The sequence below is a fragment of the Isoptericola sp. NPDC060257 genome, assembly GCF_042726645.1.
GTDB classification, from domain to species: Bacteria; Actinomycetota; Actinomycetes; order Actinomycetales; family Cellulomonadaceae; genus Isoptericola; species Isoptericola nanjingensis.
On sequence record NZ_JBHXAW010000023.1, the window covers coordinates 1 to 25,716 of the forward strand.

Annotated in this window: 19 protein-coding genes; 5 read left to right on the plus strand and 14 right to left on the minus strand. The window is 73.8% G+C overall.

Annotated elements, in window-relative coordinates; all coding sequences use genetic code 11:
• Nucleotides 1–31: 31 nt before the first annotated feature.
• From ACFWEK_RS03530 to ACFWEK_RS03570, 9 genes are all read right to left on the minus strand, one after another.
• Nucleotides 32–1,351, minus strand: coding sequence for a DUF6395 domain-containing protein (locus ACFWEK_RS03530; protein ID WP_430553115.1), 1,320 nt, complete (start codon nucleotides 1,349–1,351; stop codon nucleotides 32–34).
• A gap of 41 nt (nucleotides 1,352–1,392) precedes the next feature.
• Entirely contained in the window at nucleotides 1,393–2,514 is a 1,122-nt protein-coding gene (gene wecB / locus ACFWEK_RS03535) for a non-hydrolyzing UDP-N-acetylglucosamine 2-epimerase (RefSeq protein ID WP_430553116.1), read from the minus strand.
• 4 nt (nucleotides 2,515–2,518) lie between these two features.
• Nucleotides 2,519–3,565 (minus strand): hypothetical protein, encoded by a 1,047-nt coding sequence (locus ACFWEK_RS03540; protein WP_430547921.1) that lies wholly within the window; start codon nucleotides 3,563–3,565, stop codon nucleotides 2,519–2,521.
• The gene (locus ACFWEK_RS03545; protein ID WP_430553117.1) at nucleotides 3,562–5,595 is read right to left on the minus strand and encodes a hypothetical protein; all 2,034 of its coding nucleotides are present in this window, start codon (nucleotides 5,593–5,595) and stop codon (nucleotides 3,562–3,564) included. The genes ACFWEK_RS03540 and ACFWEK_RS03545 overlap by 4 nt, the downstream gene beginning before the upstream one ends.
• Complete coding sequence (locus ACFWEK_RS03550; protein WP_430553118.1) at nucleotides 5,592–5,963, minus strand: hypothetical protein; 372 nt, start codon at nucleotides 5,961–5,963, stop codon at nucleotides 5,592–5,594. Before ACFWEK_RS03550 ends, ACFWEK_RS03545 begins: the two co-directional genes overlap by 4 nt.
• 140 nt (nucleotides 5,964–6,103) lie before the next feature.
• Complete coding sequence (gene wecC / locus ACFWEK_RS03555; protein ID WP_430553119.1) at nucleotides 6,104–7,348, minus strand: UDP-N-acetyl-D-mannosamine dehydrogenase; 1,245 nt, start codon at nucleotides 7,346–7,348, stop codon at nucleotides 6,104–6,106.
• A 13-nt stretch (nucleotides 7,349–7,361) separates the two neighbouring features.
• Entirely contained in the window at nucleotides 7,362–9,254 is a 1,893-nt protein-coding gene (locus ACFWEK_RS03560) for a glycosyltransferase (protein ID WP_430553120.1), read from the minus strand.
• A gap of 264 nt (nucleotides 9,255–9,518) precedes the next feature.
• Nucleotides 9,519–10,982 (minus strand): NCS2 family permease, encoded by a 1,464-nt coding sequence (locus ACFWEK_RS03565; protein WP_430553121.1) that lies wholly within the window; start codon nucleotides 10,980–10,982, stop codon nucleotides 9,519–9,521.
• Nucleotides 10,983–11,078: 96 nt separating this feature from the next.
• Entirely contained in the window at nucleotides 11,079–12,587 is a 1,509-nt protein-coding gene (locus tag ACFWEK_RS03570; protein ID WP_430553122.1) for a sugar transferase, read from the minus strand.
• Nucleotides 12,588–12,833: 246 nt separating this feature from the next.
• Here ACFWEK_RS03570 and ACFWEK_RS03575 point away from each other — a divergent pair, with 246 nt between their 5' ends.
• Entirely contained in the window at nucleotides 12,834–13,091 is a 258-nt protein-coding gene (locus ACFWEK_RS03575) for a DUF2530 domain-containing protein (RefSeq protein ID WP_430547914.1), read from the plus strand.
• A gap of 12 nt (nucleotides 13,092–13,103) precedes the next feature.
• Here ACFWEK_RS03575 and ACFWEK_RS03580 read toward each other — a convergent pair whose 3' ends face one another.
• The 5 genes from ACFWEK_RS03580 to ACFWEK_RS03600 all read right to left on the minus strand — a co-directional run bounded on the left by ACFWEK_RS03580 (nucleotide 13,104) and on the right by ACFWEK_RS03600 (nucleotide 19,314).
• Nucleotides 13,104–13,712, minus strand: coding sequence for a TIGR00730 family Rossman fold protein (locus ACFWEK_RS03580; RefSeq protein WP_430547913.1), 609 nt, complete (start codon nucleotides 13,710–13,712; stop codon nucleotides 13,104–13,106).
• Between the two features lie 45 nt (nucleotides 13,713–13,757).
• On the minus strand, nucleotides 13,758–16,958 hold the full coding sequence (locus ACFWEK_RS03585; RefSeq protein ID WP_430553123.1) for a sacsin N-terminal ATP-binding-like domain-containing protein: 3,201 nt from the start codon (nucleotides 16,956–16,958) through the stop codon (nucleotides 13,758–13,760).
• A complete protein-coding gene (locus ACFWEK_RS03590) occupies nucleotides 16,955–17,887 on the minus strand; it encodes a DUF3027 domain-containing protein (protein ID WP_430547911.1) in 933 nt (310 codons plus the stop codon). The genes ACFWEK_RS03585 and ACFWEK_RS03590 overlap by 4 nt, the downstream gene beginning before the upstream one ends.
• Before the next feature lie 73 nt (nucleotides 17,888–17,960).
• Entirely contained in the window at nucleotides 17,961–18,344 is a 384-nt protein-coding gene (locus tag ACFWEK_RS03595; RefSeq protein WP_430547910.1) for a cold-shock protein, read from the minus strand.
• Nucleotides 18,345–18,597: 253 nt separating this feature from the next.
• Nucleotides 18,598–19,314, minus strand: a complete 717-nt coding sequence (locus tag ACFWEK_RS03600; protein ID WP_430553124.1) for a TetR/AcrR family transcriptional regulator — start codon at nucleotides 19,312–19,314, stop codon at nucleotides 18,598–18,600.
• Nucleotides 19,315–19,436: 122 nt separating this feature from the next.
• Here ACFWEK_RS03600 and ACFWEK_RS03605 point away from each other — a divergent pair, with 122 nt between their 5' ends.
• From ACFWEK_RS03605 to ACFWEK_RS03620, 4 genes are all read left to right on the plus strand, one after another.
• Nucleotides 19,437–20,360 carry an NAD-dependent epimerase/dehydratase family protein gene (locus ACFWEK_RS03605; RefSeq protein WP_430553125.1) on the plus strand — a complete coding sequence of 308 codons (924 nt, stop codon included), beginning with the start codon at nucleotides 19,437–19,439 and terminating at the stop codon, nucleotides 20,358–20,360.
• A gap of 30 nt (nucleotides 20,361–20,390) precedes the next feature.
• Nucleotides 20,391–22,847 (plus strand): helicase-associated domain-containing protein, encoded by a 2,457-nt coding sequence (locus ACFWEK_RS03610; RefSeq protein ID WP_430553126.1) that lies wholly within the window; start codon nucleotides 20,391–20,393, stop codon nucleotides 22,845–22,847.
• 83 nt (nucleotides 22,848–22,930) lie between these two features.
• Entirely contained in the window at nucleotides 22,931–24,619 is a 1,689-nt protein-coding gene (locus ACFWEK_RS03615; RefSeq protein WP_430553127.1) for a DNA repair helicase XPB, read from the plus strand.
• Between the two features lie 52 nt (nucleotides 24,620–24,671).
• Nucleotides 24,672–25,694 (plus strand): TIGR03557 family F420-dependent LLM class oxidoreductase, encoded by a 1,023-nt coding sequence (locus ACFWEK_RS03620; protein ID WP_430553128.1) that lies wholly within the window; start codon nucleotides 24,672–24,674, stop codon nucleotides 25,692–25,694.
• Nucleotides 25,695–25,716: the final 22 nt, after the last annotated feature.

Consider the following 25,716-nt stretch of genomic DNA (forward strand, 5'->3'; position numbering starts at 1 on the left):
GCCACGACGCCAGGGCGGCCGCAACGCCACGTCACCGTGCCGACAGGGACGCCCCCTTGGCTTCCAGGAGAAGGCCGTTCAGGTAGTCCGAGAACGCTGCCGTGGCATTCTTGCGTCGATCAGTAGCCAGCATGGGCCGCATGTCCCAGGACCGGAAGTCCTCCATCTCGTCGACCGACATCGGCTCGAGGTACTCGTTGATGCGGGCGGTCGAGAACTCCCGCAGGTCCGTCGGGACGTTGTCCATCGACGGCACGTACCAATGGTTCAGCCACTCCACCGAGTAGCCCGTCACACGCTCGTTCAGCAAGCGCATGAATTCACTGTCACCATCCGTCGGGTAGCGCCTCGCGAAGAAAGCGACGACCCCCTCGTGCTTGAGCGGCTCCTTGAGGAAGAGCTTTGGCGTGTCCGCGCCCACCGCCATGGCGTTGATCTCTTGCGGATCCGGCCATTCCCCTGAGAGGGCCGACTCGAGAAGGATCTTGCGGGCACACTTCCAGCACCGACGGCACGGCTCGCCCACGAACCCGCGCATGCACGACTGAGCGTACGAACCGTACTCCGACCTGCCTGCGATGATCGCGGTACCCACTTCGCTGACACCGGCGACAGGGTTGTAGACCGGAAGGCCGACCGCCTCGAACAGGGGGCCGATTCCCACGAACCAAGGGCTCTTGACATAGTCCCGGAAGCGAAGGGAACCCACGCGGTAGGTGGACTCGAGAATTGCCCCCCAAGCGATCGACCCCAGGGCGTCACGGTCCGCGCTCAGAACCGCCGGCACCGCGTTCGAGAAGTCATGCGGAAAGCCGACGGGAGACCGAACGAACTCCAAGTCCGTCTCGACCATGTTCACCGTGCGCCCCGCCCTCGTCAGCTGCGCGCAAGCGTGGTGCGCGGCTTCCTTGCGGTAGAGCCCACGCCACTTTTCGTCCGGACGGGAGATCCGATCAAGAAAGTACGACACCGTGGACTCGGGCATGACCGTCAGCGCGGCCGTGCAGTCGGCTCCACCGCTGTAGCACAGCCCGGGAACGGAGTCCGCGGGGCGGGACCTCGGCGCCAGGGCGGGATCGACGGGCCCGACGTCGAACCCGGCCGCGTCTCGAGCAGTGTCGGCGAACTGCGCACTGACCCCGAACTCGAACTCGAAGCGTCGCGACCATGGCGCGAACACGAGGATCGCCGCGAGCGCCATGAGATCTGGGTGGACCTGGACCTCGGACGACAGCCGCACCCGCGCGTCATGGGCGGCAAGCGATCCCGGAGTCACGACAGGCGTGTCCCCGTCCTCGATCTCGCACGAGAACCTGACCCACGACTCGTCCCGGACGGCAGAGACCTTCATCGACGTTCTCCCCTGATGTCAGTAGCTTTGGATGACGGCGCTCAGCGGTTCTGAGCACAGTTGATCGAGAGATGCTGAAAACGCCGGTTCAAGGAATCCGCGATCCTCTCCCCGGCTGCTCCGTCCCACAAGGGCGGGCGCACGCTCACGCCGCGCTCCTCGGCGAGCACCTGGGTCGCCGCGCGAACCACGCTCTCACGGCCGACGAGCTGATTGCTCCCGTGAGTGATGGTCACCGGGCGCTCGGTGTTCGCCCGGAGCGTCAGGCACGGGACGCCGAGGACGGTCGTCTCCTCCTGGACGCCGCCGGAGTCGGTGACGACGAGGCGGGACTCTCGTACCAGCCCCATGAACTCGAGGTAGCCAAGTGGTGGCACGACGTGCACCCGATCGTGCTTCTCGAGGCCTTGACTCCGCAGGCGGGCGCTCCCCCGCGGATGCACAGGAAGGACGACGTCGACCAGGTCGGCGACTCCGTGGACCGCTTCGACGATCTCGCGGGCGTCCTCGTCCGTGTCGACGTTCCCGGGCCGGTGCACCGTGACGGTCGCGTACTCGTGCGGCAGTCGAAGGTCACGGCGCAAGGCCTCCGCGTCGAACCTCTCCATGGAGAGGAGCAACGTGTCGATCATCGGGTTGCCGACGAGCTCGACGCCCTCGCCCGTGATGCCTTCGGCGGCGAGGTTCTCCACAGCATCCGAGCTGGTCGCGAAATGGACCGAGGCCAAGTGGTCGGTCACGATGCGGTTGATCTCCTCTGGCATGGACCGGTCTCGGCTCCGCAGCCCTGCCTCGACATGAGCGACCGGGATTCCGAGCTTGACCGCGACCGTTGCCGCCGCGATCGTCGAGTTCACGTCCCCGTACACGATCACGCACACGGGGTCGATCGACCTGGCGACCGCCTCGAACTCCAGCATGATCCGTGCGATGACCTCGGAGTCCGATCCGCCAGAGACACCGAGGTTCCGATCCGGAGCGGGCATACCCAGCTGCCGGAAGAACACTCCGGAAAGCGCGTCGTCGAAGTGTTGGCCCGTGTGCACCACGAACTGACGGGCACCACGGCACCGAAGCGCGTCGTACACCGGCGCCAGCTTCGGGAAGTTCGGACGCGCTCCCGCCACGTGCAGGAACGTGCCCGGCGGCGTCGGCTGCTCCATGAGGTCAGACCGCCGCGAAGGACAGACGGCTGTTCTGGCTGCTGCGGCACCACCTGACGTAGTCGTCCACCGCGTCCACGAACGCTCCGGCCTCGATCGGTTGCCAGTCACCCAACCGGGCCTCGTGGTCCGCGTCGCGCTCCAGGCACGGAGCGACGACGTACCGGTCTCCGTCGGCCCGCACGACGAAGTCGTTCAGCGCCACGAGGTAACCGACGTCAGCCACGCCCGGTCCCACCACAGCGACGCGCACATACCCCGGAGGTGTCAGGCCCAGGCACGTCCTGGCTCCGAGCTCCGACGCGGCCGCGTCGTCCGTGGCGGAGAGGACCACGGTGGACCAGTCGCTGTGGCGAGCCGCGGTCAGCAACGACGAGACGCCGTCGTCGTCGCAGGCGCCAAGGAACACCACGTGGGAGTGGGCGTCGCCCCGGACTGCCTGGACCTCCACCGTCTGGTCGTGGGTCCGGACGTGCGACTCCCCCCAGCGCAGTGTGCCCCCGCCGCTGCTCCACTCCCGCCACGACGCGAACGGCTCCCGGGGGTCAGGGGCTCCGTCCGGATGCTCCGCCGAGACGGGCAACCGTGCGGACAAGAGCTCTTCGGTGAGGTCGCCGTTCGCCTCGGGGAGCAGGATCCCCTGAGCGCCGTACTCGCCGACCGCCCAGCGGAACGACTCCACGGCGTGGGTCTCCCACTCGGCGGACGTTCGGCCCCTTCCGATCCAGCTGCTCTCGTCCATGACGTGCTCGACGGCCCAGCCGTACGCACGCGCCCGCTTGAACAGGTCGTCCGAGGTGAACAGCACGACACGGAAGCCGTCCGATGCCGCCTGCGCACCGTAGAGCTGTCGGAACAGTCGATCGAGCGCGCTGTCCGCGAGGTCGAAGACAGGGACGAGGTAGAGCGGAAGCGTCGTCGTCTCGTGCGCCCGCACACCCTTGGTGCTTCCCACGTCGAGCCTCGGACGAGACCGCAGCGGCAGGTCCGCCCTGATGTCCCTGATCAGGTCAGCGACCAGGGCCGGTCGTGTGGCGCCGTGCGTGGTCATCCGGCATGCACCCCCAGCAGCTCGGCGATCGCCGCGGCCGCGCGCGTCGCTCCATTTGTTCTCGGCAGGTCCTCGGCACGCTGACCGATCTTCTGTCTGACCTCCGTGGAACCCATCGTCCGGACAGCCTCGCCCACCGAGGCGGCGGTCGGTTCGGGCACGTTCAGGCCCAGCCCCTCCCGCTCAGCGAACTCTGCGCGCGCGTCCTGGTCGTCGGTGATCGTGTCGTGGTTGGGCACCCAGATCGCCGGCAGCCCCGCGATCAGCCACTCGTGGTACGAGTTGTAGCCGGTTGCCGAGACCGCGAAGTCGAAAGCCATCGCATACCGGGCCAGCGGGAACGCCGACACCTCGATCGCCTCGTCGACCCCCGAGCTGTCGGCGATCGGGGGCGTGGTCACGACCGCACGCCACTCGGGGCCGAGTCCCTGGACGGCCCGTACGAACAGTCCCTGCATGTCCACGATGTTGTTAATGTTGCCCGCGCCGAGCGTCACCAGTGCGAGCTTGTTCCCCAGAGGAAGGTGGAGCGCCCGCCGCGCCTCGTCCCGTCCGAGGATCTCCCCGGAGGAGACGACGGTGATGGGTTCGACCTTCAGCGCGTCCGACACCGTCGTCGTCGCTCCACGGTCCATGGACGCCGCGAAGTCGCCGGGCTCGATGACGAGGTCGAACCGGCTCGCGGTGCGCAGCTGGTCGGGCGAGATGTGGGGCTTCCACATACCCCGCCGGACCCAGACGGAGCGGACGCCGGTGGCCTTGACCGCCTGGATCAGCCCTCCGTAGGGCCAGACCCCGTCGAACACCACGCAGGCGGCGTCATAGGTCTCGATCGCTCGCTTGAGACGCTCGCGGAAGTACCTGTTCCACTGGTCGGCGGGTGCGTGCAACGCACTCGTGAAGGGCACGTACTCGTAGGGGAACCCGAACTTGCGCACCACCGGCACGCCCTGCGACAAGGAGACGAACACGGGATCCGCGTACGGCGCGAGCGCCCTCGCGATACCCAGCTCCCGGGTGAGGTGTCCCATGCCGGCCCCGTTGCTCGTCACGAAGAGGACGACGGGTCTCGCCCGCTGTCCGCGGGTCGCGGCTCGGGGGCTAGGACGGCCGGCGTCCCGCCGGGATCCGTATCCGTAGAGGTGGTGGACGAGATCCCGAGCGTAGACGTCGTGCAAGGCGCGCCCGACGACGGGCGACCGGACGACGCCGGCAGCCACGCTCGCCACGGCGTCGGCGATGCCGCGGTGCGAGTACGTGGGACCGGACCAACCGATCTCCTCGACGGCCCGTGCCGGGAGGATCACCCGGAATCCCGCGTGAGCCGCCCCGAGCGCCACGCGCCAGGTCGAGCTCGGGTCCGCGGACCCGTCCCCGACAAACAGGCGGACGTCGCCGCCGTCGGCCTGGAGGGGACCGTACGCGTCCATCGAGGTCCGCACCTGGTCGGCCAGCGCCTCGGGGCAGAAGATGCTCAACCCCTCCGCCTCGTACGCGAGGACGGACTCCGGTTCCTCCCGCCACGGCAGCTGGATCCAGTCCGTGTCCGAGATCGCTTGCCGGTCGATGGCCGACAGCAGCAGCTCGTCGCGGACATGGCCGTCGATGGGCATCCACGTCGGAAGAATCCCGAGCCACGCCGTCAACGCCTCGTGCACCTGCGTGGCGTCGTAGTCGATCCCGTCGATCACCCGGCTCTGGTTCGCGACCACGAGCGCTCTGCCGGTGCGGATGCGCCGGGTCTCGGGCAGGGCCTCCGCCAGGAGCGCGGGATGCCTCAGCACCGTCAGGTCCGTGGCGACGGTCGCCGTGGGCTCGACGACGAAGACGTTCGGGCGCTTCAGCACCTCAAGGATCCGCCGGTGCCACGGCGTCCCGCGCTTGAAGCGCGAGGTGTTGAGGGCCATCAGGCCGACCTGCAGTCCGAGGTCGCTGAGGGCTTCGACCTCCTCCGCCAGCCGTCGCCCGGACCCGCCGGCGAACCGGAACTCGCCGATCTGCAGGACATCAAGCTCAGTGACTGGTGTCATCCCCTGGTCCTCTCGTGGGAACGAAGGCTCTCCGCGAGCAGACGGGCCCGCGCTCCGTTCCGTGCCTGCGCCTCCCGGAGACGCTCGAGCTCGTGGACCGCGTCCAGCCTGCCGACCAGACCCACGACACGGTCGACGTCCGCAGCCACCTGTGCGGCGGCGTCGGCCTGTCGCGCGTGGGCATCGGCCTGCTCACGACGCATGTCGTCGATCGCCTCGGCGATCCTCGCGTCCGCGGCGCGCGTCGTCTCCGTCAGGTGGCGGATCGCGCTCATGTTGTCCCGCATCAGAGCGCGAGCACGCGCGTCGCGCATCGCGGAACGCCTCTCGTCCCGGGCGCCCAGGGCCAGGATCGCGACGACCCCCACGGCCGTCGACACCTGGAGCAGGCTGTTGCCGACCCCGGCAAGGCCGAGGGCGAGCGAGGTGAGCGCACCGGCCGCGACGACCGCGGCGACAAGCCCCCGGAGGTGCCGCGTGATGCCTCCCGCCGGATCCGTACCGGCGTTCATGCGAGCACCCCCCGGGTGTCGATCACCGAGGTCCGACGAATCGCATCCTCGGCGAAGGTCGTCCGGAAGTCGGAATGGTCGACGAGCACGATCATCACGTCTGCGCCCCAGATCTGGTCGAGGTCCTTCAGTACGACGTTGCCTCGGCCTGCGAGGTCTTCGGGAAGCTCTCGGACGTGCGGCTCGACGGCCAGGATCTGTGCCTGTGGCAGCCGGTCCGCGAGCCCGGCGACGATGCGTCGCGCCGGCGACTCGCGCAGGTCGTCGATGTCGGCCTTGAACGCGAGGCCCAGAGCCGCGATGGTCGGCCTTTCGATCCCCTCGACGGCGGCGACAGCCTGGTCGATGACCCACTGCGGCTTGCTGTCGTTGACCTCCCGCGCGGTGCGGACGAGGCGCGCCTGTTCGGGCGCGGCGTCGACGAGGAACCACGGGTCCACGGCGATGCAGTGCCCCCCGACACCGGGGCCGGGCTGCAGGATGTTCACGCGCGGGTGGTGGTTGGCCAGACGGATGAGCTCCCACACGTCCACGCCGACCTTGTCGGCGATGAGGGACAGCTCGTTCGCGAAGGCGATGTTGACGTCGCGGTACGAGTTCTCGACCAGCTTCGCCATCTCGGCGGTCACGGCGTCGGTGAGCAGGATCTCGCCCTGGCAGAAGACGGCGTACAGGTCCTTCGCCAGCCGCGCCGCCTCGGGCGTGAGTCCGCCGACGATGCGGTCGTTGGTGACCAGCTCGATCATCACGCGGCCCGGCAGCACGCGCTCCGGGCAGTGCGCCACGTGGATCTGGGGACGGCCGTCGGCGCCGTCCAGGGAGAGGTCGGGGCGAGCCTCGAGCACCCACTCGCCCATCGCGCGGGTGGCCCCGGGGGGCGAGGTCGACTCGAGGACGAGGAGCTCGCCGCCGCGCAGCTGCGGGGCGAGGGCCTTGGCCGCCTCCTCGATGCACGAGAGGTCGGGCTCGTGGTCGCCCTGGAACGGGGTCGGCACGGCGACGATGAACGCGTCCGCCGGCTCGGGGGTGTCCGTGGCGCGCAGGGTGCCCTGCTCCACCGCGTCGGCGACCTCCCTCGCCAGGTCCGGCTCGACGAACGGGACCTCACCGCGGTTGACCGCCTCGACGGTGGACGGCTTCACGTCCACGCCGACCACCTTGACGCCCCTCGACGCGAGGATCGCCGCGGTCGGGAGGCCGATGTAGCCCAGCCCGATCACGCCGACGGTGTTGATCTCCATCGCTTGTCCTTGTTCAGACGAGGACGTGCCGGTCGGCACGTCCGTAGAAGGCGACCGAGCCGCTGGCGAGCAGCTCGGCATCGGTGACGGTCCAGGTGTGCCGGCCCTCGCCGGAGCGCATCTGGACGAAGTTGAAGCGGTCCGCGGAGTAGATCCGCGCCCCACGGTCCACGACCCGGCGGAGGAACTCGGTGTCCTCGCCCCTCGCGGTCTCCCCGAAGCGCGCCTCGGCGGCGACGGCACGCGCCGCGACGATGGTCGGGCCCATGACGAAGTCGGTGAACCGGTGCTCTCGCTCCGCGAAGCGCAGCACGGTGGCGTCGTGGCCCTCGAGGTACATGTAGTGCGCCTGCTTGCCCACCACCGCGGCACCGCTGTAGTCCAGCGCGTACAGCTGGTCGGAGAGGTACTGCTCGCCGTACAGGTCGTCGTCGTCCAGCTTGGCGACCACGTCACCGTCCGCGGCGTCGACGAGCCGGTTGAGGCACGACCCCAGAGGGACGTCGCTCCCCGCCTGCAGCAGCACGACGTCCTCGACGCCGGCCTCCTTGGCCCGCACGCGCAGGTCGGCCTCGTCCACCTCGAAGCCGTGCGTCAGCAGCGCGAGCTGCACCTGCACACCGGCCTGCGCGCCGATGGTGCGCAGCACATCGTCGAGCCGGTGCGGGCGGTTCGTGGACACGAGCGCGGTGACGCTCGGCCGCGCCACCTCCGCCGACGGCGCGAGGCCGACGTCGTGCAGGACGCGCTGCACGCGCGAGCCGTAGGTGTGCTCGCGCCAGATGCGTCGCTGCCCCCGGTGGACGGCGCGGTCGCGCAGCTCGGGCGACCGCACGAGCGCGCGCACCGTGTCCGCGGCCTCGGCGCGCGTCGTCACCGCGAAGACCTCGTCGGCAGGGAAGAACTCCCCCGTCGCGGCGCTGGGCGCCGTGACGACCGGCGTGCCGCACGCGGTGATCTCGAAGATCCGGCGCGCGCACATGCTCGGCGAGTCGACCACCGAGTTCACGTTGAGGAACGCCTTGTAGTCGCGGTACGCGGTGAGCATCTGCGCGTAGTCGAGCGAGCCCACGACGCGCGACGCGAACGGCTCCGGGAACTCGTACTGGGCCCCCTGCCCGCGGAACCGCGAGAAGATCTCCAGCCCGGTCTCCATGCGCGGCGACGCGTCCAGCGCGCCTCCCAGCAGCATCTCGGCCTGCTCCCGGCGCTCGGGGTACTTGTGCGCGAACCACGTGCCGGCGAACGCGACGTCGCGCCCCGGACCGTCGCCGTGGGAGCGCACGGGGTTGTGGATCGCGGGCTGCGCGCCGAACGCCAGCACGCCCACGCGGTCGTGGCCCAGCCGCTCGCGGTAGGCGTCGAGGCGCCCGACGTCGGTCGTGTACACGCGGTCGAACAGGGCCGCCGTGTCCACGAAGTCCTCGAAGTGGACCGGGTCCTCCTTGTTCCAGAAGACCGTCGGGATGCCCCGCTCGCGGGCGGCGTCGAGCATCTCCACCAGCGCGGGCCGCGGGGCCGACGTGCCGGTGAGGTGGTACTGCCACGCCCCGCCGTTGCCGCGCCACGCGGACTCCACGAAGACGAGGTCCAGCCCGTCCAGCTGCTCCCGCCACGACGACGGCTTGAGGAGCACCTGCTCCCACTCGTAGCCGAACGCGAGTCGCGAGAAGTCGTCCAGGATCACGCCGACCCGAAGGTCGCGGCCGGGGGCGCGGCGCGGCATGTCCCAGGGGTCGAAGGTGAGGCCCTCGCTCGTCATCCGGCCGGCGCCCGACCGCTGCTCCCCTGTCGCCCGGCGCCGCCGCAGGAACGCCCTCAGCTGGGCCGGTCCGCCGTGGCGCAGGTGCCACGCGGCCTTCCGGACGGTCGTCGACGACCACCGGCGGTCGGCTCGTGCGGGCATGCTTTCCAGTCCTCGGTTCGGGGGCGGGGCTGCTCGTCGGAGAAGGCTTCCCAGGGTCCGTCGAGACCCTGTCCGACGGCCGGGGCAATCGTAGCGGGGGCCTCCCCGTACACCGCACCGGATGACCACGGATCGATCACGACCCAGCGCGGAAATCGGCCGCAACCGGGCAGAAGCCGCGGAACATTTCACCCTCGCACGACGACGGCCCCGGTCGGTCGCGAGGACCGGCCAGGGCCGTGGGTGCGACGCCGTCGCGCGAGGTCAGAGCCCCAGCGCCACCTGGATGGGCTCGAGCGTGAAGTAGACGAGGAACATGGCCGCGGCGACCCACATGAGCGCGTGGATCTGGCGCACCTTGCCGAGCGCGAGCTTGATGATCACGAACGCGATGAAGCCTGCGCCGATGCCGTCGGCGATGGAGTACGTGAACGGCATGATGATGATCGTGAGGAACGCGGGGATGGCGATCTCCACGTTGCGCCACGAGATTCCGGCGACCTGCGCCATCATCAGGTAGCCCACGAAGACGAGGGCGGGCGCGGCGGCCTCGTAGGGCACCAGCGCGACGACGGGCGACAGGAACGTCGCGAGCAGGAACAGGGCGCCGGTGACGACGGCGGCGAAGCCGGTCCGCGCGCCGGCGCCGACACCCGTCGTCGACTCCACGTACGCGGTGTTGGACGACGTGCTACCGACGCCGCCCAGGACCGCGGCGAGCGAGTCGGCCACGAGGATGGCGCGCGTGCGAGGCGGGTTGCCGTCCTTGTCGAGGAGCTTCCCCTCGGAGCCGACGGCGACCATCGTGCCCATCGTGTCGAAGAAGTCCGCGATGAGCAGCGAGAAGACGATGAGGACCACGGACACCGCCGCGATGTTCTGGAACGAGCCGAGCAGGGAGAACTGGCCGATCAGGCCGAGGTCCGGCGTCGTGACCACGCCCGAGAAGGTGGGCGCGTTGAGGTTGAAGCCGTCAGGGTTCTCCGCGCTCTTGGCGCCGATGTGCAGCGTGTTCTCGAGCACGACCGCGAGCGCCGTCGCCGTGATGATCGCGACGAGCATGGCGCCGCGCACCTTGCGCACGAACAGGACGATGGTGAGGACGAGGCCGACGACGAACACGAGCATCGGCCACGTGCCGAGGTTGCCGAGCGCGACGACGGTGCCCTCGCCGGGCACGACGAAGCCGGCGTTGACGAGGCCGACCAGCGCGATGAACATGCCGATGCCGACGCTGATCGCCGTCTTGAGCTCCACGGGCACCGCGTTGAACACGGCCTCCCGGAACCCGGTGAGCACGAGGATCAGGATGATGACGCCCTCGATCACCACGAGCCCCATGGCGTCGGCCCAGGTGACGTTCGGCAGGCCGGCGATGGAGTACGCGACGACGGCGTTGAGGCCGAGGCCGGCGGCCAGGCCGAGGGGGTAGTTCGCGAAGACGCCCATGAGGAGCGTCGCGACGCCGGCGATCAGCGCGGTCGCGGCGGCGACCATGCCGAGCGTCTCCGGCGTGGCCTCGGTGCCGCCGCCGAGCACCTGGCCCGTGCCGTCGGGCACGGTGCCGATGATCAGCGGGTTGAGCACGATGATGTAGCTCATCGCGAAGAAGGTCACCAGACCGCCGCGGATCTCCGCGCCGATGGTGGAGCCTCGTTCGGTGATCTTGAAGAAGCGGTCGATCGCGCTCAGCTCGCCCTGCGGCGGCGCGGTGGTCTGGTTCGCCATGAGCAGAATCGTGCCAGATCCTGTGAAGGACTCCTGCACGGAAACCGTGTGGTGACGCGGAATTCACATCGGGACGCGCGGCAGGGCGACGACGGGTCAGTACGCTCCCCGCCCCGTGACCACGGCCTTCGCGGTCCGGGCGAGGATGAGCAGGTCGCCGAAGACGGTCCAGTTCTCCGCGTAGAAGACGTCGAGCCGCACGCCCTCCTCCCACGACAGGTCGGACCGCCCGCCCACCTGCCACAGCCCGGTGAGGCCGGGCTTGACGCGCAGCCGTCGGCGCACGCGCGCCTCGTACCTCGACACCTCGTCGGGCAGCGGCGGCCGCGGCCCGACGAGCGACATCTGCCCGGCGAGCACGTTGAACAGCTGCGGCAGCTCGTCGAGCGACAGCCGGCGCAGCACGCGCCCGACGGTGGTGACGCGGGGGTCGTCGTGGAGCTTGAAGAGGACGCCGTCGCCGTCGCTGGGTCCGGTCAGCACGGTGTGCTCGCGGTCCGCGCCCTGGCGCATGCTGCGGAACTTCAACATCTCGAAGGTGTGGCCGTCGCGCCCCACCCGGTCCTGGCGGAACAGCACGGGCCCGCGGCTCGTGACCCGCACGGCGAGGGCGACCACCGCCATCAGGGGCAGCAGGAGCAGCGTGATGAGCGCGGCCCCCGTCCAGTCCACGACCGACTTGAGCACGTACCGCGGCCCGGTGAAGCGCGGGGCGTCGACGTGCAGCAGGGACACCGACTGCTCGGGGGTGACGGTGATGCGCGGCCCCGCGACGTCGGCCAGCTCGGCGGTGAGCATGAGGTCCACGCCGACGGGCTCGAGCTCCCACCCGAGGCGCCGCACGACGTCCGCGGTGATCGCGTCGGACCCGCTGACCGCGACGCAGTCGGCGCCCACCTGGGCCGCCATCGTGCCCGCGGTGCGCAGGTCCCCGAGGACGGGGACGCCGAGGATCTCCTCGCCCGGCCGGATGTCGTCGGACGTCGGCACGCACACCCCGACGATCCGATAGCCGGAGGGGCGGTCGTTGAGCTCGTGCACGAGCCGCTCGACTTGGTCCCGCAGCCCCACCGCGAGGACGAGGGTGACGCACCCGCCCTCGCGCCGCCGCCGGTGCAGCCACTCGCGGCACAGCCACCGCCCGAGCAGGAGCGCGACGACGCCGGTGGGTACCGCGACGAGCAGGAACAAGGAGATGCCTGGGCGGGCGAGCAGCAGCGCGAGCAGCGCGAGCGGGGCCACGAGCCGCCACGACGCGTCGAACACCCGCTGGTACTCGGCCGGCCCGGACGCGAACACCCGCACGTCGTAGGCACGGGCGGCCCACAGGCTGCCGAGCCAGGCGGTCACCAGCACGACGACGGACAGCAGCTGGTCCCCGAGCACCCACGGCGTGACGTGGTCGTGCACGACGACGCCCCGCACGACGGCGGCGGTCACGGCCGCGGCGACCACCACGACGACGTCCGTGCGCACCAGGCGGCGGCGGTAGGAGGTCTGCCACGACCCGGCACGGAACGAGTCCCGCACCTCCTTGAGGCGCGCGGCCCGCAGCGCGGCGGTGCGCGACCGGAGCGGCTGGCCGATGTCCGAGACGGTGATCACGGTGGCCTCCTCTCCCGGGTCGAGCACCGCACCTGTGCGCGGTGGCGTCACCAAGGTAGGAGCGTCGCGGGGCTTTCGGAGAGCCTTCCGGCGGCCTTTCACCCCGCCTTTCACCCGACGCCGTTTTCACCCGTTGACCTGCGGTTTCACCCGCTCTTCAACCGCACCGTCGCGTCATGGCCGGGGTGCCCCGGACGACTGCCGCCGCGGGCCACGGTCCTGGCAGCCGAGACATAGGATGGGCGGGTGCCCTCGCTCGTCCGCCTGCTCACCCATCCCGAGGAGCGCCGTCCCGGCCCGCCGCCGCTGCGCGTGGACCTGCGGCGCGTGCTGCTCGGCGGCATCGGCCTGTGGGCGGTCGCTCTCGTCGCGACGGTGGTCGTGTACGCCCTCGGCGACGCGACGGAGGAGGCGGTGATCACCTGCGTGGCCGGCATCCTCCTCGGCGGTGCCGGCCTCCTGTGGGAGCGCAAGCACCGCGGCGAGTACCGCGGCGAGGACTGACCGTCCCGGGCCTCAGCGTCCCCACTTGGCGGCGGGCGCCTGCCAGGCGTCCAGCGCGTCGAGGAGCGCCGAAGGCGTGTCCGCGACGACCAGCGCGTCACGGTAGGTCGACGCGAGGAAGCCCTCGGCGACCATGTGGTCGACCATCGCGAGCAGCGGTCGCCAGAACCCGCCGACGTCGTACAGCGCCACCGGCTTGGCGTGGATGCCGAGCTGCTGCCACGTCCACACCTCGAACAGCTCCTCCAGGGTGCCCGCGCCGCCCGGCAGGGCGACGAACCCGTCGCCGAGCTCGCCCATCCGCAGCTTGCGCTCGTGCATGTCGGCCACGACCTCCAGCCGCGTGAGGCCGGGGTGCGCGATCTCGCCGTCGACCAGGGCCTGCGGCATGACGCCCAGCACCTCACCGCCGCGCGCGAGCGCGGCGTCGGCGATCTCGCCCATCAGCCCGACGCGGCCTCCGCCGTAGACGACGCCGACACCCCTCCCGGCCAGCGCCTCGGCGAGGTCGCGGACGGCCGCGGCATAGCGCGGGTCGCGGCCCGCCGACGAGCCGGTGAAGAGGGTGAGGCGGCGCAGCGCGCCTCCGGTCGAGGTCGTGAGGTTCCGCGGTTCGAGCACCCGGACATCGTAGGGAGGTCCGGCCGTTCGTCGGCCACGCGGGGATCAGCCCCAGGCGGTCGTGACCCACAGCTCGGCGGCGCGCTCGGGCGCGGCCAGCACGGTGGCCAGCAGCGCGCAGCGGTCGGGCCGGCCGAGGACGTCGGCGAGCGCGGCGGCGAGGCCGGCCCGGTCGGTGGCGTGCGCGCGCCCCTCGGCGTCCACCCACCACGGCACGGGGCTGCCTGCCACGGACAACCGGCCGTGCTCGAACCACACCGCGGGCAGCCGCGGGTCCAGGGCGGCGACGCGCTCGTCGAGCTCCCGCTCGCGGCCCGGCCCGTCGGGGGCGGGCAGCCCGCCCTCCCCCACCACCGGCAGGTCGAGCAGGTCGGCGACCGCCGCGACCTCCGCCTCGGGCACGGGCAGCACCGCGCCCAGCACGGCCCAGCGCGCCGTGCCGGCCACCTCGACGTCGTCGGCCCGGCGCACGACGACGTCGCTCGCGTCCAGCGTGGGCAGCCGGTCGGGCAGCGGGTCGAGGGCGGCCGCGCGGGCAGAGGGCGCGAGCCGCACCGCGAGGCCCGCGAGGCCCCGCCACACGCCGAGCGCGACCGGCAGCGGCACGGAGGTGCCGACGTCGGGCAGCCGGTCCAGCGCGGCCGGCCAGTCCAGCGGGTCGAGCCGGTCGAGCCCGTCGACCACGCCCAGCGCGCGCCGGGCCTCGGGGTCGAGCGCCGCGACGGCAGGCGGCGCGGGCGGCAGCAGCGGCACGCCGTCGTGCGCCGCGAACGGCCCGCCGAGCCGGTCGCGCAGCCACCACGCCGTGTACGACGGCGCCCCGGCCACGGGGGTGACGAGCGCGCGGCGCGCGTCCGGGTCCGCGGCGAGCGCGGCGAGCACCCGCCCCCACGGGTCGCCCTCGTCCGTGTCGTCGGGGTCGTCGTCGGGGTCGCCCACGGCGTCGAGGTCCGCGACCGCCTCCACGTCCCCGACGTCGACCCCGGGGCCGACGCGGTCGGCGAGGAACCGCAGGTAGTCCTCCCAGCCGGACAGCCAGCCGGCCGGGTCGTCGGGGCCGTGCTCGGGCTCGGGGTCCGCGGGATCGGGCGTGAGCACGTCGGCCACCCGGTAGGTGTCGACGTCGGCCCGCACCCCCAGCGCGACGAGCAGCGGCGCGGGGTAGTACGCGACAGCGGCGCGCGTGACGGGCGCGAGCCCCGGCATCGCCGCGGCCGCCCACGAGCCAGGCAGCACCGCCTCGCGCGCGGGGCGCCAGCCGTCCTCCGTCGGCACCGGCAGCTCGCCGAGCCAGAACGGGAAGTCGTGCCCGCCGCCCGCGTGCGCCAGACGCGCGAGCGCGAGCACGTTCTGCACCACCTCGCGCGGCCCCTCGTCCACCGGCCCGACGAGGGTGGGGGCCGCGACCGCGCCGGTCGCGGGCACCTCGTCCGCGCCGTCGAGCAGCGCCTCCGACGCCGCCAGCGCGAGCGCCCGCACGCCCGGGTCGTCCAGGAGCGCGCGCGGGCTGGTGGACGACGCGCCCGCCCGGACCAGCAGCGGGTGCGCCGCGTCCGGGTGCACGACGCGCACGCCGAGCGTCCGGGCGACGGCGGCGAGCGCGGGGTCGTCGTCGTCCTCCGGCAGCACGACCGTGCCGCGAACCCCGGACGCCGTCCGCCCGTCCGCGAGCGGCACCCGCGCGCCGGCCAGCGCCTCCAGCACCCCCGGGTCGGCGGCGTACGGCTCGAGCGCGTCGCACAGCGCGTACCAGCGCGCGGCGGGCAGGCCGCCGGGCAGGTCGGCGACGACGTCGGCGAGGGTCGTGGGCGCCGCGCCCAGCCGCCGCGCGACGCCCTGCTGCGACGTCGTGAGCGCCACCAGACCCGGCACGACGCCGGCCAGCACGCCGACGAGCCGCGGGTCGTCGCCCGCCGCACCGACGAGCACCGTCGCGTCGGCGGGGGCGACCCGGGCCGCGACGGGCCCCGCGTCCTCAGCGGGCGACGTCGTGTCGGGGGGCGCCGGGAGCAGGGGCGCCGAGCGCAGCGCATCGAGGGCGGCGTCGCGGACGGCGGCGTCGAGGTCACCGGCCGGCATCCCGCCGGGCACGAGGTCGAGCACGTCCGCTCCCCGCTCGGGCGCCAGCCCGGCCAGCAGGTCGGCGTACGCGCGCCCGGCCTCGGCGGTGAGGCGGTCGGTCAGCGGCCCCGGGAGCACGCGACGGCGTCCCGGGTCCACCGGGAACGACGCGACGAGCAGCGCCGGGAACGTGAGCGGCACGTCCGTCGGGGTGGGCGCGTGCAGCACGACGCCGCCGTCCGCCTCGACGCCGTCGCCGGACGTGCCGGCGTCGTCCCGTCGCACCGCCCACGCGACGGACCAGCGCGGGCGCCGCTGCTCGAGCGGCAGGTCCGCCGTCTCGTCGTCGGCGACCTCTCCCGACCGGCGCAGCACCTCCCACCGGTCGTCGACGTCGGCGAGCACCCGCGACGGCGTCCCCCCGTCGTCGCCGTGGACGGCGACCGAGGCGAGGGCGGGCAACGCCAGGAGCAGCGCGTCGTCGACGGCGTCGAGCTGGGCGCGCACGGAGGCGACCGCGTCGTCGTCGCGCAGCACCAGCTCGACGACGGTCGCGAACCCGCCCCGCTCGTCGTCGGCCCCGTCGGCCCCGTCGCCCAGGGCCGGCGCCGGGAACGGCAGGCGCAGCACCGGCAGGTCGTCGCCGCGCCCGGCGACGGCGTCGCGCAGCGCGGAGCCCTCCGGGGCGACGTCGTCGAGCAGCTCGCGCGTCGCCACCAGGGAGAACCGCACCCCGCCGGAGCTGGAGCGCACCGTGACCTCGTCGGAGACCGCGCGCACCGCCGCGAAGCCCACGCCGAAGCGGCCCACCTCTGCGGGGGTCCCTGCCGGGGCCTGGGCGGGTTCGACCGACGGGGAAGACTTCGCCGACGCGCGCAGCGACGCGAGCGACGCGACGCCGTCCGCCGTCAGCGGTGCGCCCGTGTTGGCGGCGGCGAGGACGGCGACCCCCCGCGGGTCGCCGGCGAGCTCGGTGAGGCGCAGCAGCAGCCGCCCCGGGAAACCCGCACGCGCGGCCGCGTCAGCGGCGTTCTGCGCGAGCTCGGTCACCACACGGTCGCGGTAGTAGCCGCGCGCGTGGTCCTCCTCCGCGTTCGCGTCCTCCCGGAAGCGCGTGCCCGACCCGAGCCACGCCTCCGTGACCGCGTGCCGCAGCGCGGCGGTCCCGAAGACGTCGCCCGTCACTCGGCGTCGGGGCGCTCGGGAGCGGGGTCCGCCTCCGCGGCGTCGGTCGTGCCGTCGCGGGCGGCGTCAGCGGTCGTGCCGGCGGTCTCGTCCGCACCCTCGGCCCTGTCGGCGGGCGTCCGCGGAGCTCGCGGCCCGACCGTCACGGCCTCCACCCGGAGCTCGTCGATGAGCGGCGCGTCGGCCGGCCAGTCGCTCGGGGGGTGCGGGGCGTCGGTCTCCGAGTGCGCGCCGCAGCCGTGGTCCAGCGACACGACCTTGCCGTCGTCGGGCGACCACGCGTTGGCGCAGACGCCGAAGAGCTGGCCGAGCGGGCCCTGCAGCGGCACGAGGAAGCCGCACGTCGTGCACTCCGCCGGCGAGGCGACCGCGCCCGGCGCCGTCGGGCCGCGCGACCCGCGGTACCAGCGCTCGGCGGCCTCGTCGCGGCCCTGCGGGGACAGCACGCGCTCGCGGGCCAGGGCGAGCTCGTCGATCGCGACGGAGTCGAGCTCCTCGTCGCCGGTGGCCTTCCAGCCGGGCTCGAGGCGCGGGTCGTCGGCCTTGAACGGCAGCGTGTCGCCGGGGCCGACGTCGCCCGGGCGCAGCCGCTCCGACCACGGGAGCCAGGCCGGAGCGAGCAGGGCGTCGTCGCCGGGCAGCAGCTCGACCTCGCACACGGTCGCGACCTTGCCGCGCGGCACGCGCGCCAGCGTCACCGTCCAGTGCCAGCCGCGGTAACCGGGCATCGTCGCGGCGAACCGGTGCGACATCAGGCGCTCGCCCTCGGCGACCGTGCCCAGGTGCTCGCCGACGTCCGACGGCGACGTCGCGCCCTCCTGCGCGGCCTCGCGCGCCAGGTCGACCGCGCCCAGCAGCACGGCGTCCTTGCGCGCGCGGGAGCTGACCCGCGTCGTGCGTGCGGGGGCGTCAGCGGCAGCGGTCACCATGTCGTCGTCCTCTTCGTGCTCGTCATGTCCTCGTCTCGGGCCCTCGTCTCGGGCGTGGTCGCCGGCCGGAGCGTCAGGAGTCGAGGTCGTCGGCGACGGCGCGCAGCAGCGTGGCGACGCGCTTGCCCGCCGTGGCGTCCGGGTACTTGCCTCGCTTCAGCTGGTCGCCCACGCGGTCGAGCACCTTGATGAGGTCCTCGACGATGCCGGCCATCTCGGACGGCGCCTTGCGCTTGGCCTTGGCCACGGACGGCGTCGGGTCCAGGAGCTTCACGGACAGCGCGGACGGGCCGCGGCGGCCGTCGGCCACACCGAACTCGACGCGGGCGCCGGGCTTGACGCTCTCGACGTCCGAGGGCAGCGCGGAGGCGTGCAGGAAGATCTCCCCACCGTCCTCGCTGGCGATGAAGCCGAACCCGCGCTCCGCGTCGTACCACTTGACCTTGCCGGTGGGCACCTGAACCTCTTCGTGCTCGTCGTCGACTACGGCCCCGCGCCGGTGCGCGGAGCCGGATCCGGCCGGTGCACGGGCGCGCGCCCGGCACACGGCCAGACGCTCAGGCTACCGGCCGGCGCGGCAGGGTGCCGCATCGGTCCGGGTCGACCGTCCTCCGTTCGCGCCGAACAGGCGGTTGACCCCGTGATCGGGTGATTTCGCCGCCCATTCCGGCACTCACCGCCTGGTCGGCGTCGGTCCTGGTCCGCGACCGTCAACGAGTGATGCCGAGGTCGGCGGCCAGGCGGAGGGTGACGGCGTCGAACCACGCCTCCGGGTCGGCGACGGAGCCGACGAGGTGCCCGAAGATCTCGAACGACACGGTGCCGAACAGCGTGGTCCAGGCCATGAGCGTGCGGGCGACCAGCTCCGTGGGCGCGTCCTCGACGATGCCGCGCGCGGCGACGAACTGCCGCGCCGGGCCGAGGACGGCGGTCGCGTCGGGGGCGCCGTCCGGCGCGGGGCGCGGTGTCGCGCCGGACGCGTGGGCGCGCGCCACGACCGTCACCAGCACGCGGACGACGCGGGTGGCGGGGTCGACGGTGGCGCGCGGCGCGGCGTACCCGGGCACCGGCGTGCCGTACAGCAGCCCGAGCTCCGCGGGGTGCGCCACGGCCCACGCCCGCAGCGCGCGGCAGGCGGCGAGCCAGCGCACGGCGGCGTCGTCGCGGTCGGCCACGGCCGCGTCGGCGTCCTCGACGGCGGCGCCGAGCTCGTCGTAGCACTCGACGATGAGGGCGGTGAGCAGCGCGTCACGGCTGGGGAAGTAGCGGTAGACGGCGGAGGAGACCATCCCGACGTCGCGCGCGACGGCGCGCAGGGACAGGGCGGCCGGGCCGTCGGTCGCGAGGCGGGCGCGGGCGGCCGTGCGGATCTCGCGGGTGAGCGTCTCCCGGGCGAGGGCGCGGGCGGTGCGGGGTGCGTCGGCCATGCGCCTCAGCCTGGCACGCGAGAGCATCGACCACAAACGAGAGCACCGCTCTTGCCATGGGGCGTCGGCAGTGTCATGCTCGACCCAGCAGAGAGCACCGCTCTCGGATTGGGGCACCAGTCATGACCGACCGCCACCTGATCGTCGGCGCCGGGCCCGTGGGCCGGCACGTCGCCGCCCTGCTCGCGGAGCGCGGCTCCGACGTCACCGTCGTCACCCGCAGCGGCCGCGACAGCGGGCTCGCCGGCGTCGCGCACGCCGCACTCGACGCGTCCGACGCCGACGCCCTGACCCGCGCGGCCGACGGCGCCGACGTCCTGTACAACTGCGCCAACCCCGGCGACTACACGCAGTGGGAGCGCGCCTGGCCGCCGCTCGCGGCCGCGTTCCTCTCCGCCGCCGAGCGCTCGGGCGCCGTCTACGCGATCACCGGCAACCTCTACCCGTACGGCCCGGTCGACGGACCGATGACCGAGGACCTGCCCGACGCCGCCACCGACCACAAGGGGGTCCTGCGCACCCGGATGTGGGCCGACGCCCGCCGCGCGTTCGAGGAGGGCCGGGTGCGCGGCGCCGTCGAGGTCCGGGCGTCGGACTACATGGGCCCCGGCGTCGGCGGCAACGGGCACGTCTCGCGCGTCCTCCCGGCCGCGCTGGCCGGGAAGCGCGTCACGATGATGGGCCGCACGGACCTGCCGCACACGTTCACCGACGTGGGCGACGTCGCGCGCACCCTCGTCGTCGCGGCCGAGGACCCGGGCGCGCACGGCCGCGCCTGGCACGTGCCGAGCAACGCGCCGCGCACCCAGGCGCAGGCCCTGACCGACGTGCTCGCCGCCGCCGGGCACCCGCCCGTCCGCCCCCGCTCGCTGCGCGGGCCGGCGCTCGCCGCCGTCGCCGCCGTCTCCCCCTTCATGCGCGAGGTGCGCCAGCTCGTCTACCAGTGGGAGCGCCCGTACGTCCTCGACGACTCCGCCGCACGGGACCGCTGGGGCCTCGAGCCCACCCCGTGGGACGAGGTCTGCCGTCGCACCGCCCAGGGCTGACGACCGCCACCCGCGCGTAGCATCGATCAGATGGCCAGCACGTCGCCCCGGGGCACGGCGGAGGCCGACGTCGCGGACGGCGCCGGCAGCACGGACGCGCCCCGCACCTTCACGGAGGCGATCCGCGCACGCGACGACGCCGAGCTGCTCGCGCTGCTGCGCGCCCGGCCGGACCTGGCCACGCCGTCGCCGTCCACGCTGCGCTCCCTGGCGGCCCGCGCGTCCAGCCGCACGGCCCTCGAGCGGGCGCTGGCGCACGCGGACGCGCGCACCTTGCAGACGCTGGAGGCGGTGGTCGCGCTCGCCGGCAACGGCCCGGTCTCCCCCGACGACGTGCGGCACGCGGTCGGTGCCGACGAGGGAGGGTCGGCCGTCGAGCGTTCGCTCGCCGACGCGCTGACCGCGGCGCTCCTCTGGGACGCGGGCGAGCCCGGGCACCCGGACCTGCGCCCCGCGCCCGGTCTCGACGACGTCCTCGGCCCGCACCCCGCCGGCCTCGGCCCGGCCCGCCCCGACGAGCGCAGCCAGCCGACGGCCGGGGACGCGCGCGACGTCACCCTCCCCGACCTGCCCCGCGGCGGGCGCGAGGTGCTGGACGCGCTGACGTGGGGGCCGCCGATCGGCCTGGTCCCGGCGCCGGGCACGCCGGCGCGGGCCGCGGTGGACGCCCTGGTCGACGCGCGGCTGCTGCTGCGCACGGACGCCCGGCACGTGACGCTGCCGCGCGACGTCGGGCTGGCGCTGCGCGGCGGGCGCACGCACCGTTCCCCGGAGCTCGCGCCGCCCCGGCCGGACGGGCGCGCCGTGCCGGAGCCCGCCGTCGACGCCGAGGCCGCGAGCGCCGCGCTCGAGCTGGTGCGCCGGGTGGACCTCCTGGTCGCCGCGTGGGACGACACGGCCCCGGCGGTGCTGCGCAGCGGCGGCCTCGGCGTGCGCGACCTGCGCCGCACGGCCCAGGCGCTCGGCGCGGACGAGGCGGACACGGCGTTCGTCGTCGAGGTGGCCGCCGCCGCGGGGGTGGTGGCCGACGACGGCGAGGCGCCGCCGTCGTACCGGCCCACGACCGTCGCCGACCGCTGGGAGGTGATGGACGACGCCGAGCGCTGGGCGCTCCTCGCCGCGGCGTGGGCGGGCTCGCGGCGCACGCCGTGGCTGGTGGGCTCCCGCGACGAGAAGGGCAGCCTGCGCGCGCCGCTGTCCCCCGACCTGCACCGCGGCTGGGTGCCGCGGCTGCGCCGTCAGGTGCTCCAGGTCCTGGCCGCGCAGCCCGGCACCGCGCTCGACGTCGACGCCGTCATGACGGTGCTGCGCTGGCACGCGCCGCGCACCGTGCCGCCGGAGCAGGCGGTCGCCGGCCTGCTGACGGAGGCCGCGCTGCTCGGCGCGACCGGCGCGGGGGCGCTGTCCGGCCCGGGCTCCGCCCTCCTCGCCCTCCTGTCGGACGCACAGCGCACCGGGGCGGACCACGCGTCCGACGACGGCCTCGAGGGGGCGCTGCGCGCGGCGCTGCCGCCGGAGGTCGACGAGGTGCTGCTGCAGGGCGATCTCACCGGCATCGTGCCGGGCCGGCCGTCGCAGGCACTGGCCCTCCTGCTGGAGCGGTCGGCCGACGTGGAGTCTCGCGGGGCGGCGACGACCGTGCGCTTCTCGCCGTCGTCGGTGACGCGCGCGCTGGACCACGGCGCGACGGCGGACGAGCTGCTCGACGCGCTGGCGCACCGCTCGCGGGTGCCCGTGCCGCAGCCGCTGGAGTACCTGGTGCGGGACACGGCGCGGCGGCACGAGTCGCTGCGGGTGGGGTCGGCCGGGTCGTACGTGCGCGCGGCCGACCCGACGGTCCTCGCCGGGCTCGCGGCGGACCCGCGGCTCGCGCACCTGGGCCTGGTGCGCCTCGCCCCGACGGTGCTGGCCGCGGCGGTCCCCGCCGCCGAGCTGCACGACGCGCTGCGCGCCCGCGGCCTGCTGTCCGCCGTCGAGGGCCCCGACGGCCGCGTGCTCAGCGCGCGCCTGCGCCGCCCGCCGCGCCCGGACCGCACCCCGCGCGACCCGCGCCGCGGCCCGGCCGCCGAACCGGAGACGACGTCGGACGACGCCCGCGCGCACCTCGTGGCCCGGCTGCGCGCCGCGGACGCCGGCGACGCGACGGCGGTGGACCGGCTGGCCGCCTCGCACCGCGCGGCGGGGGCGCCGCCGGGCAGCGGGGTCGCGACCCCGCCGGAGCCCGTGCACGGCGGCCGGGGCGCCGCGACGACCGGCCGGTCCCGCACCACCGAACCCGGCGACGCGCTGGCCACCCTGCACGACGCGCTGCGCGACGGCCGCGTCGTGTGGATCGAGATGGTGGGCGCGTCGGGCACGATGGAGCGGCGCGCGCTCAAGCCGCTGCGGCTCGACGGCGGCCGGCTGCGCGCGCTGGACCCGGCGCGCGAGGCGGAGCTCACCGTCGCCGTGCACCGCATCGCCGGTGTGGAGCCGGTGGACGGCTGACCTAGCCGGACACCCGCACGGAACAACCGCGCCCGCCCGCGGCGTTGACACCCTGGATCGCCACCCCCCGAAGAAGGAGCCGCATGACCGACGGCCCGCTCATCGTGCAGAGCGACAAGTCCATCCTGCTGGAGGTGGACCACCCCCGCGCCGACGACGCGCGCCGCGCCATCGCGCCCTTCGCGGAGCTGGAGCGCGCGCCGGAGCACGTGCACACGTACCGGCTCACCAGCCTGGGGCTGTGGAACGCGCGCGCCGCGGGGCACGACGCGGAGCAGGTCGTGAACACCCTCATCGAGTACTCGCGCTACCCGGTGCCGCACGCGCTGCTCATCGACGTCGCCGAGACGATGGGCCGCTACGGCCGCCTCACGCTCGCCACGCACCCCACGCACGGGCTGGTCCTCGAAGCCAGCGACCGCGCGGTCCTGGCCGAGGTGCTCAAGTCGAAGCGCACCGCCGGCCTGGTGGGCGACCGCATCGACGACGAGACCGTCGTCGTGCACCCCTCCGAGCGCGGCCACCTCAAGCAGGTCCTGGTCAAGCTGGGCTGGCCCGCGGAGGACCTGGCCGGGTATGTCGACGGCGAGAAGCACGAGATCGCGCTCGCCTCCCCCACCCACCCGCGCACCCCGCACGAGGAGCCGAAGGCCTGGGAGATGCGCCCCTACCAGGCGCAGGCGGTGGACGGCTTCTGGCACGGCGGCTCCGGCGTCGTCGTGCTCCCCTGCGGCGCCGGCAAGACGATCGTCGGCGCGGGCGCGATGGTGAAGTCCGGCACCACGACCCTCATCCTCGTGACCAACACCGTCAGCGCCCGGCAGTGGCGCGACGAGCTGGTGCGCCGCACCACCCTCACCGAGGACGAGATCGGCGAGTACTCGGGCTCCCGCAAGGAGATCAGGCCCGTCACGATCGCCACCTACCAGGTGCTCACGACCAAGCGGAAGGGCGTGTACAGCCACCTCGAGCTGCTCGACGCCCGCGACTGGGGCCTCATCCTCTACGACGAGGTGCACCTGCTGCCCGCGCCGATCTTCCGCATGACGGCGGACCTGCAGGCGCGCCGCCGCCTCGGCCTCACCGCCACGCTGGTGCGCGAGGACGGCCGCGAGGACGAGGTGTTCAGCCTCATCGGCCCCAAGCGCTATGACGCCCCGTGGAAGGACATCGAGGCGCAGGGGTACATCGCGCCCGCCGACTGCGTCGAGGTGCGCCTCACGCTGCCCGAGCACGAGCGGATGGTGTACGCGACGGCCGAGCCGGAGGACAAGTACCGGCTCGCCGCGTGCGCGCCGGGCAAGAACCGCGTCGTGGAGCGGATCGTGGCGCAGCACCCGGACGACCAGGTGCTCGTCATCGGCCAGTACCTGGACCAGCTCGAGGAGCTCAGCGCGCACCTCGACGCGCCGCTCATCACGGGCGCGACGACGGTCCGCGAGCGCCAGAAGCTGTTCGCCGCCTTCCGGGAGGGCGAGATCAGCCGGCTCGTGGTGTCGAAGGTCGCGAACTTCTCCATCGACCTGCCGGAGGCGTCGGTCGCGATCCAGGTGTCCGGGTCGTTCGGGTCGCGCCAGGAGGAGGCGCAGCGGCTGGGGCGCGTCATGCGGCCCAAGGCCGACGGCCGGACGGCGCACTTCTACGCCGTCGTCGCCCGCGACACCGTGGACCAGGACTTCGCCGCCCACCGGCAGCGGTTCCTCGCCGAGCAGGGGTACGCGTACCGCATCGTCGACGCGGAGGACCTCGAGGCCCCCGACGCCGCGCGGTAGTCCGGGACGACGACGGCGTGCGGGCATCCGCCCGCCGTCGCACGGTGGCCGCATGACCCGTTTCGGCTACACCCTGATGACCGAGCAGGCCGGCCCGAAGAGCCTCGTCGAGTACGCGGTGCGCGGCGAGCGGGCCGGCTTCGACTTCGAGGTCATGAGCGACCACTACTTCCCGTGGTTGGACGCGCAGGGCCACTCCCCGTACGCGTGGAGCGTGCTCGGGGCCGTGGCGCACGCGACCGAGCGCGTGGGGCTCATGACGTACGTCACCTGCCCGACCCTGCGCTACCACCCGGCCGTCGTGGCGCAGAAGGCGGCGACGGTCGGGCTGCTCTCCGACGGCCGGTTCACCCTCGGCCTCGGCGCCGGCGAGAACCTCAACGAGCACGTCGTCGGCGCCGGCTGGCCCGCCGTCGACGAGCGGCACGAGCTGCTGGCGGAGGCCGTCGAGATCATCTCCGTGCTCTTCAGCGGCGACCTCGTCAGCTACCGCGGCGACCACTTCCAGGTGGACTCGGCACGACTGTGGGACCTGCCGGACGTGCCGGTCGACATCGGCGTGGCCGTCTCGGGCCGGCAGTCGGTCGAGCACCTCGCGCCGCTCGCCGACCACCTCGTGGCGACCGAGCCGAAGGCGGGCCTTGTCGAGCGGTGGGACGCCGTCCGCGAGGACGCGGCGCTGCCACCGTCGCGGAAGATCGGCCAGATGCCGATCTCGTGGGACCCGGACCGGGACGCGGCGATCGCCCGCGCGCACGAGCAGTTCCGCTGGTTCGGCCTCGGCTGGCCGGTGAACGCCAACCTGCCCACCACCGAGGCCTTCGACCGCGCCACCGCGTTCGTCCGCCCCGAGGACGTCGCGGACTCGATCCCGTGCGGCCCGGACCTGGACGCGGTCGTCGAGGCCGCCTCCGCCTACTGGGAGGCGGGGTTCACGGACCTGGCGCTCGTGCAGATCGGGGACGAGCGCCAGGGCCAGTTCCTCGACGAGGCGGCCGGCCCGCTCCTGGAGCGGTTGCGGTCCGCCGCCCCGGGCGACGTCGAGGGCGGCGCCGAGGGTGGCGTCGAGCCCTGATGCCCGGCCCGGACGGCGGGCC

Bases quoted from the DNA above. Each gene is read 5' to 3' on its own strand.
- ACFWEK_RS03610 (WP_430553126.1), top strand. From the start codon at position 20,391: ATGGCCAGCACGTCGCCCCGGGGCACGGCGGAGGCCGACGTCGCGGAC.
- ACFWEK_RS03605 (WP_430553125.1), top strand. From the start codon at position 19,437: ATGACCGACCGCCACCTGATCGTCGGCGCCGGGCCCGTGGGCCGGCAC.
- wecB (WP_430553116.1), bottom strand. From the start codon at position 2,514: ATGGAGCAGCCGACGCCGCCGGGCACGTTCCTGCACGTGGCGGGAGCG.
- ACFWEK_RS03545 (WP_430553117.1), bottom strand. From the start codon at position 5,595: ATGACACCAGTCACTGAGCTTGATGTCCTGCAGATCGGCGAGTTCCGG.
- ACFWEK_RS03620 (WP_430553128.1), top strand. From the start codon at position 24,672: ATGACCCGTTTCGGCTACACCCTGATGACCGAGCAGGCCGGCCCGAAG.
- ACFWEK_RS03530 (WP_430553115.1), bottom strand. From the start codon at position 1,351: ATGAAGGTCTCTGCCGTCCGGGACGAGTCGTGGGTCAGGTTCTCGTGC.
- wecC (WP_430553119.1), bottom strand. From the start codon at position 7,348: ATGGAGATCAACACCGTCGGCGTGATCGGGCTGGGCTACATCGGCCTC.
- ACFWEK_RS03560 (WP_430553120.1), bottom strand. From the start codon at position 9,254: ATGCCCGCACGAGCCGACCGCCGGTGGTCGTCGACGACCGTCCGGAAG.
- ACFWEK_RS03590 (WP_430547911.1), bottom strand. From the start codon at position 17,887: ATGGTGACCGCTGCCGCTGACGCCCCCGCACGCACGACGCGGGTCAGC.
- ACFWEK_RS03615 (WP_430553127.1), top strand. From the start codon at position 22,931: ATGACCGACGGCCCGCTCATCGTGCAGAGCGACAAGTCCATCCTGCTG.
- ACFWEK_RS03565 (WP_430553121.1), bottom strand. From the start codon at position 10,982: ATGGCGAACCAGACCACCGCGCCGCCGCAGGGCGAGCTGAGCGCGATC.
- ACFWEK_RS03600 (WP_430553124.1), bottom strand. From the start codon at position 19,314: ATGGCCGACGCACCCCGCACCGCCCGCGCCCTCGCCCGGGAGACGCTC.
- ACFWEK_RS03540 (WP_430547921.1), bottom strand. From the start codon at position 3,565: ATGACCACGCACGGCGCCACACGACCGGCCCTGGTCGCTGACCTGATC.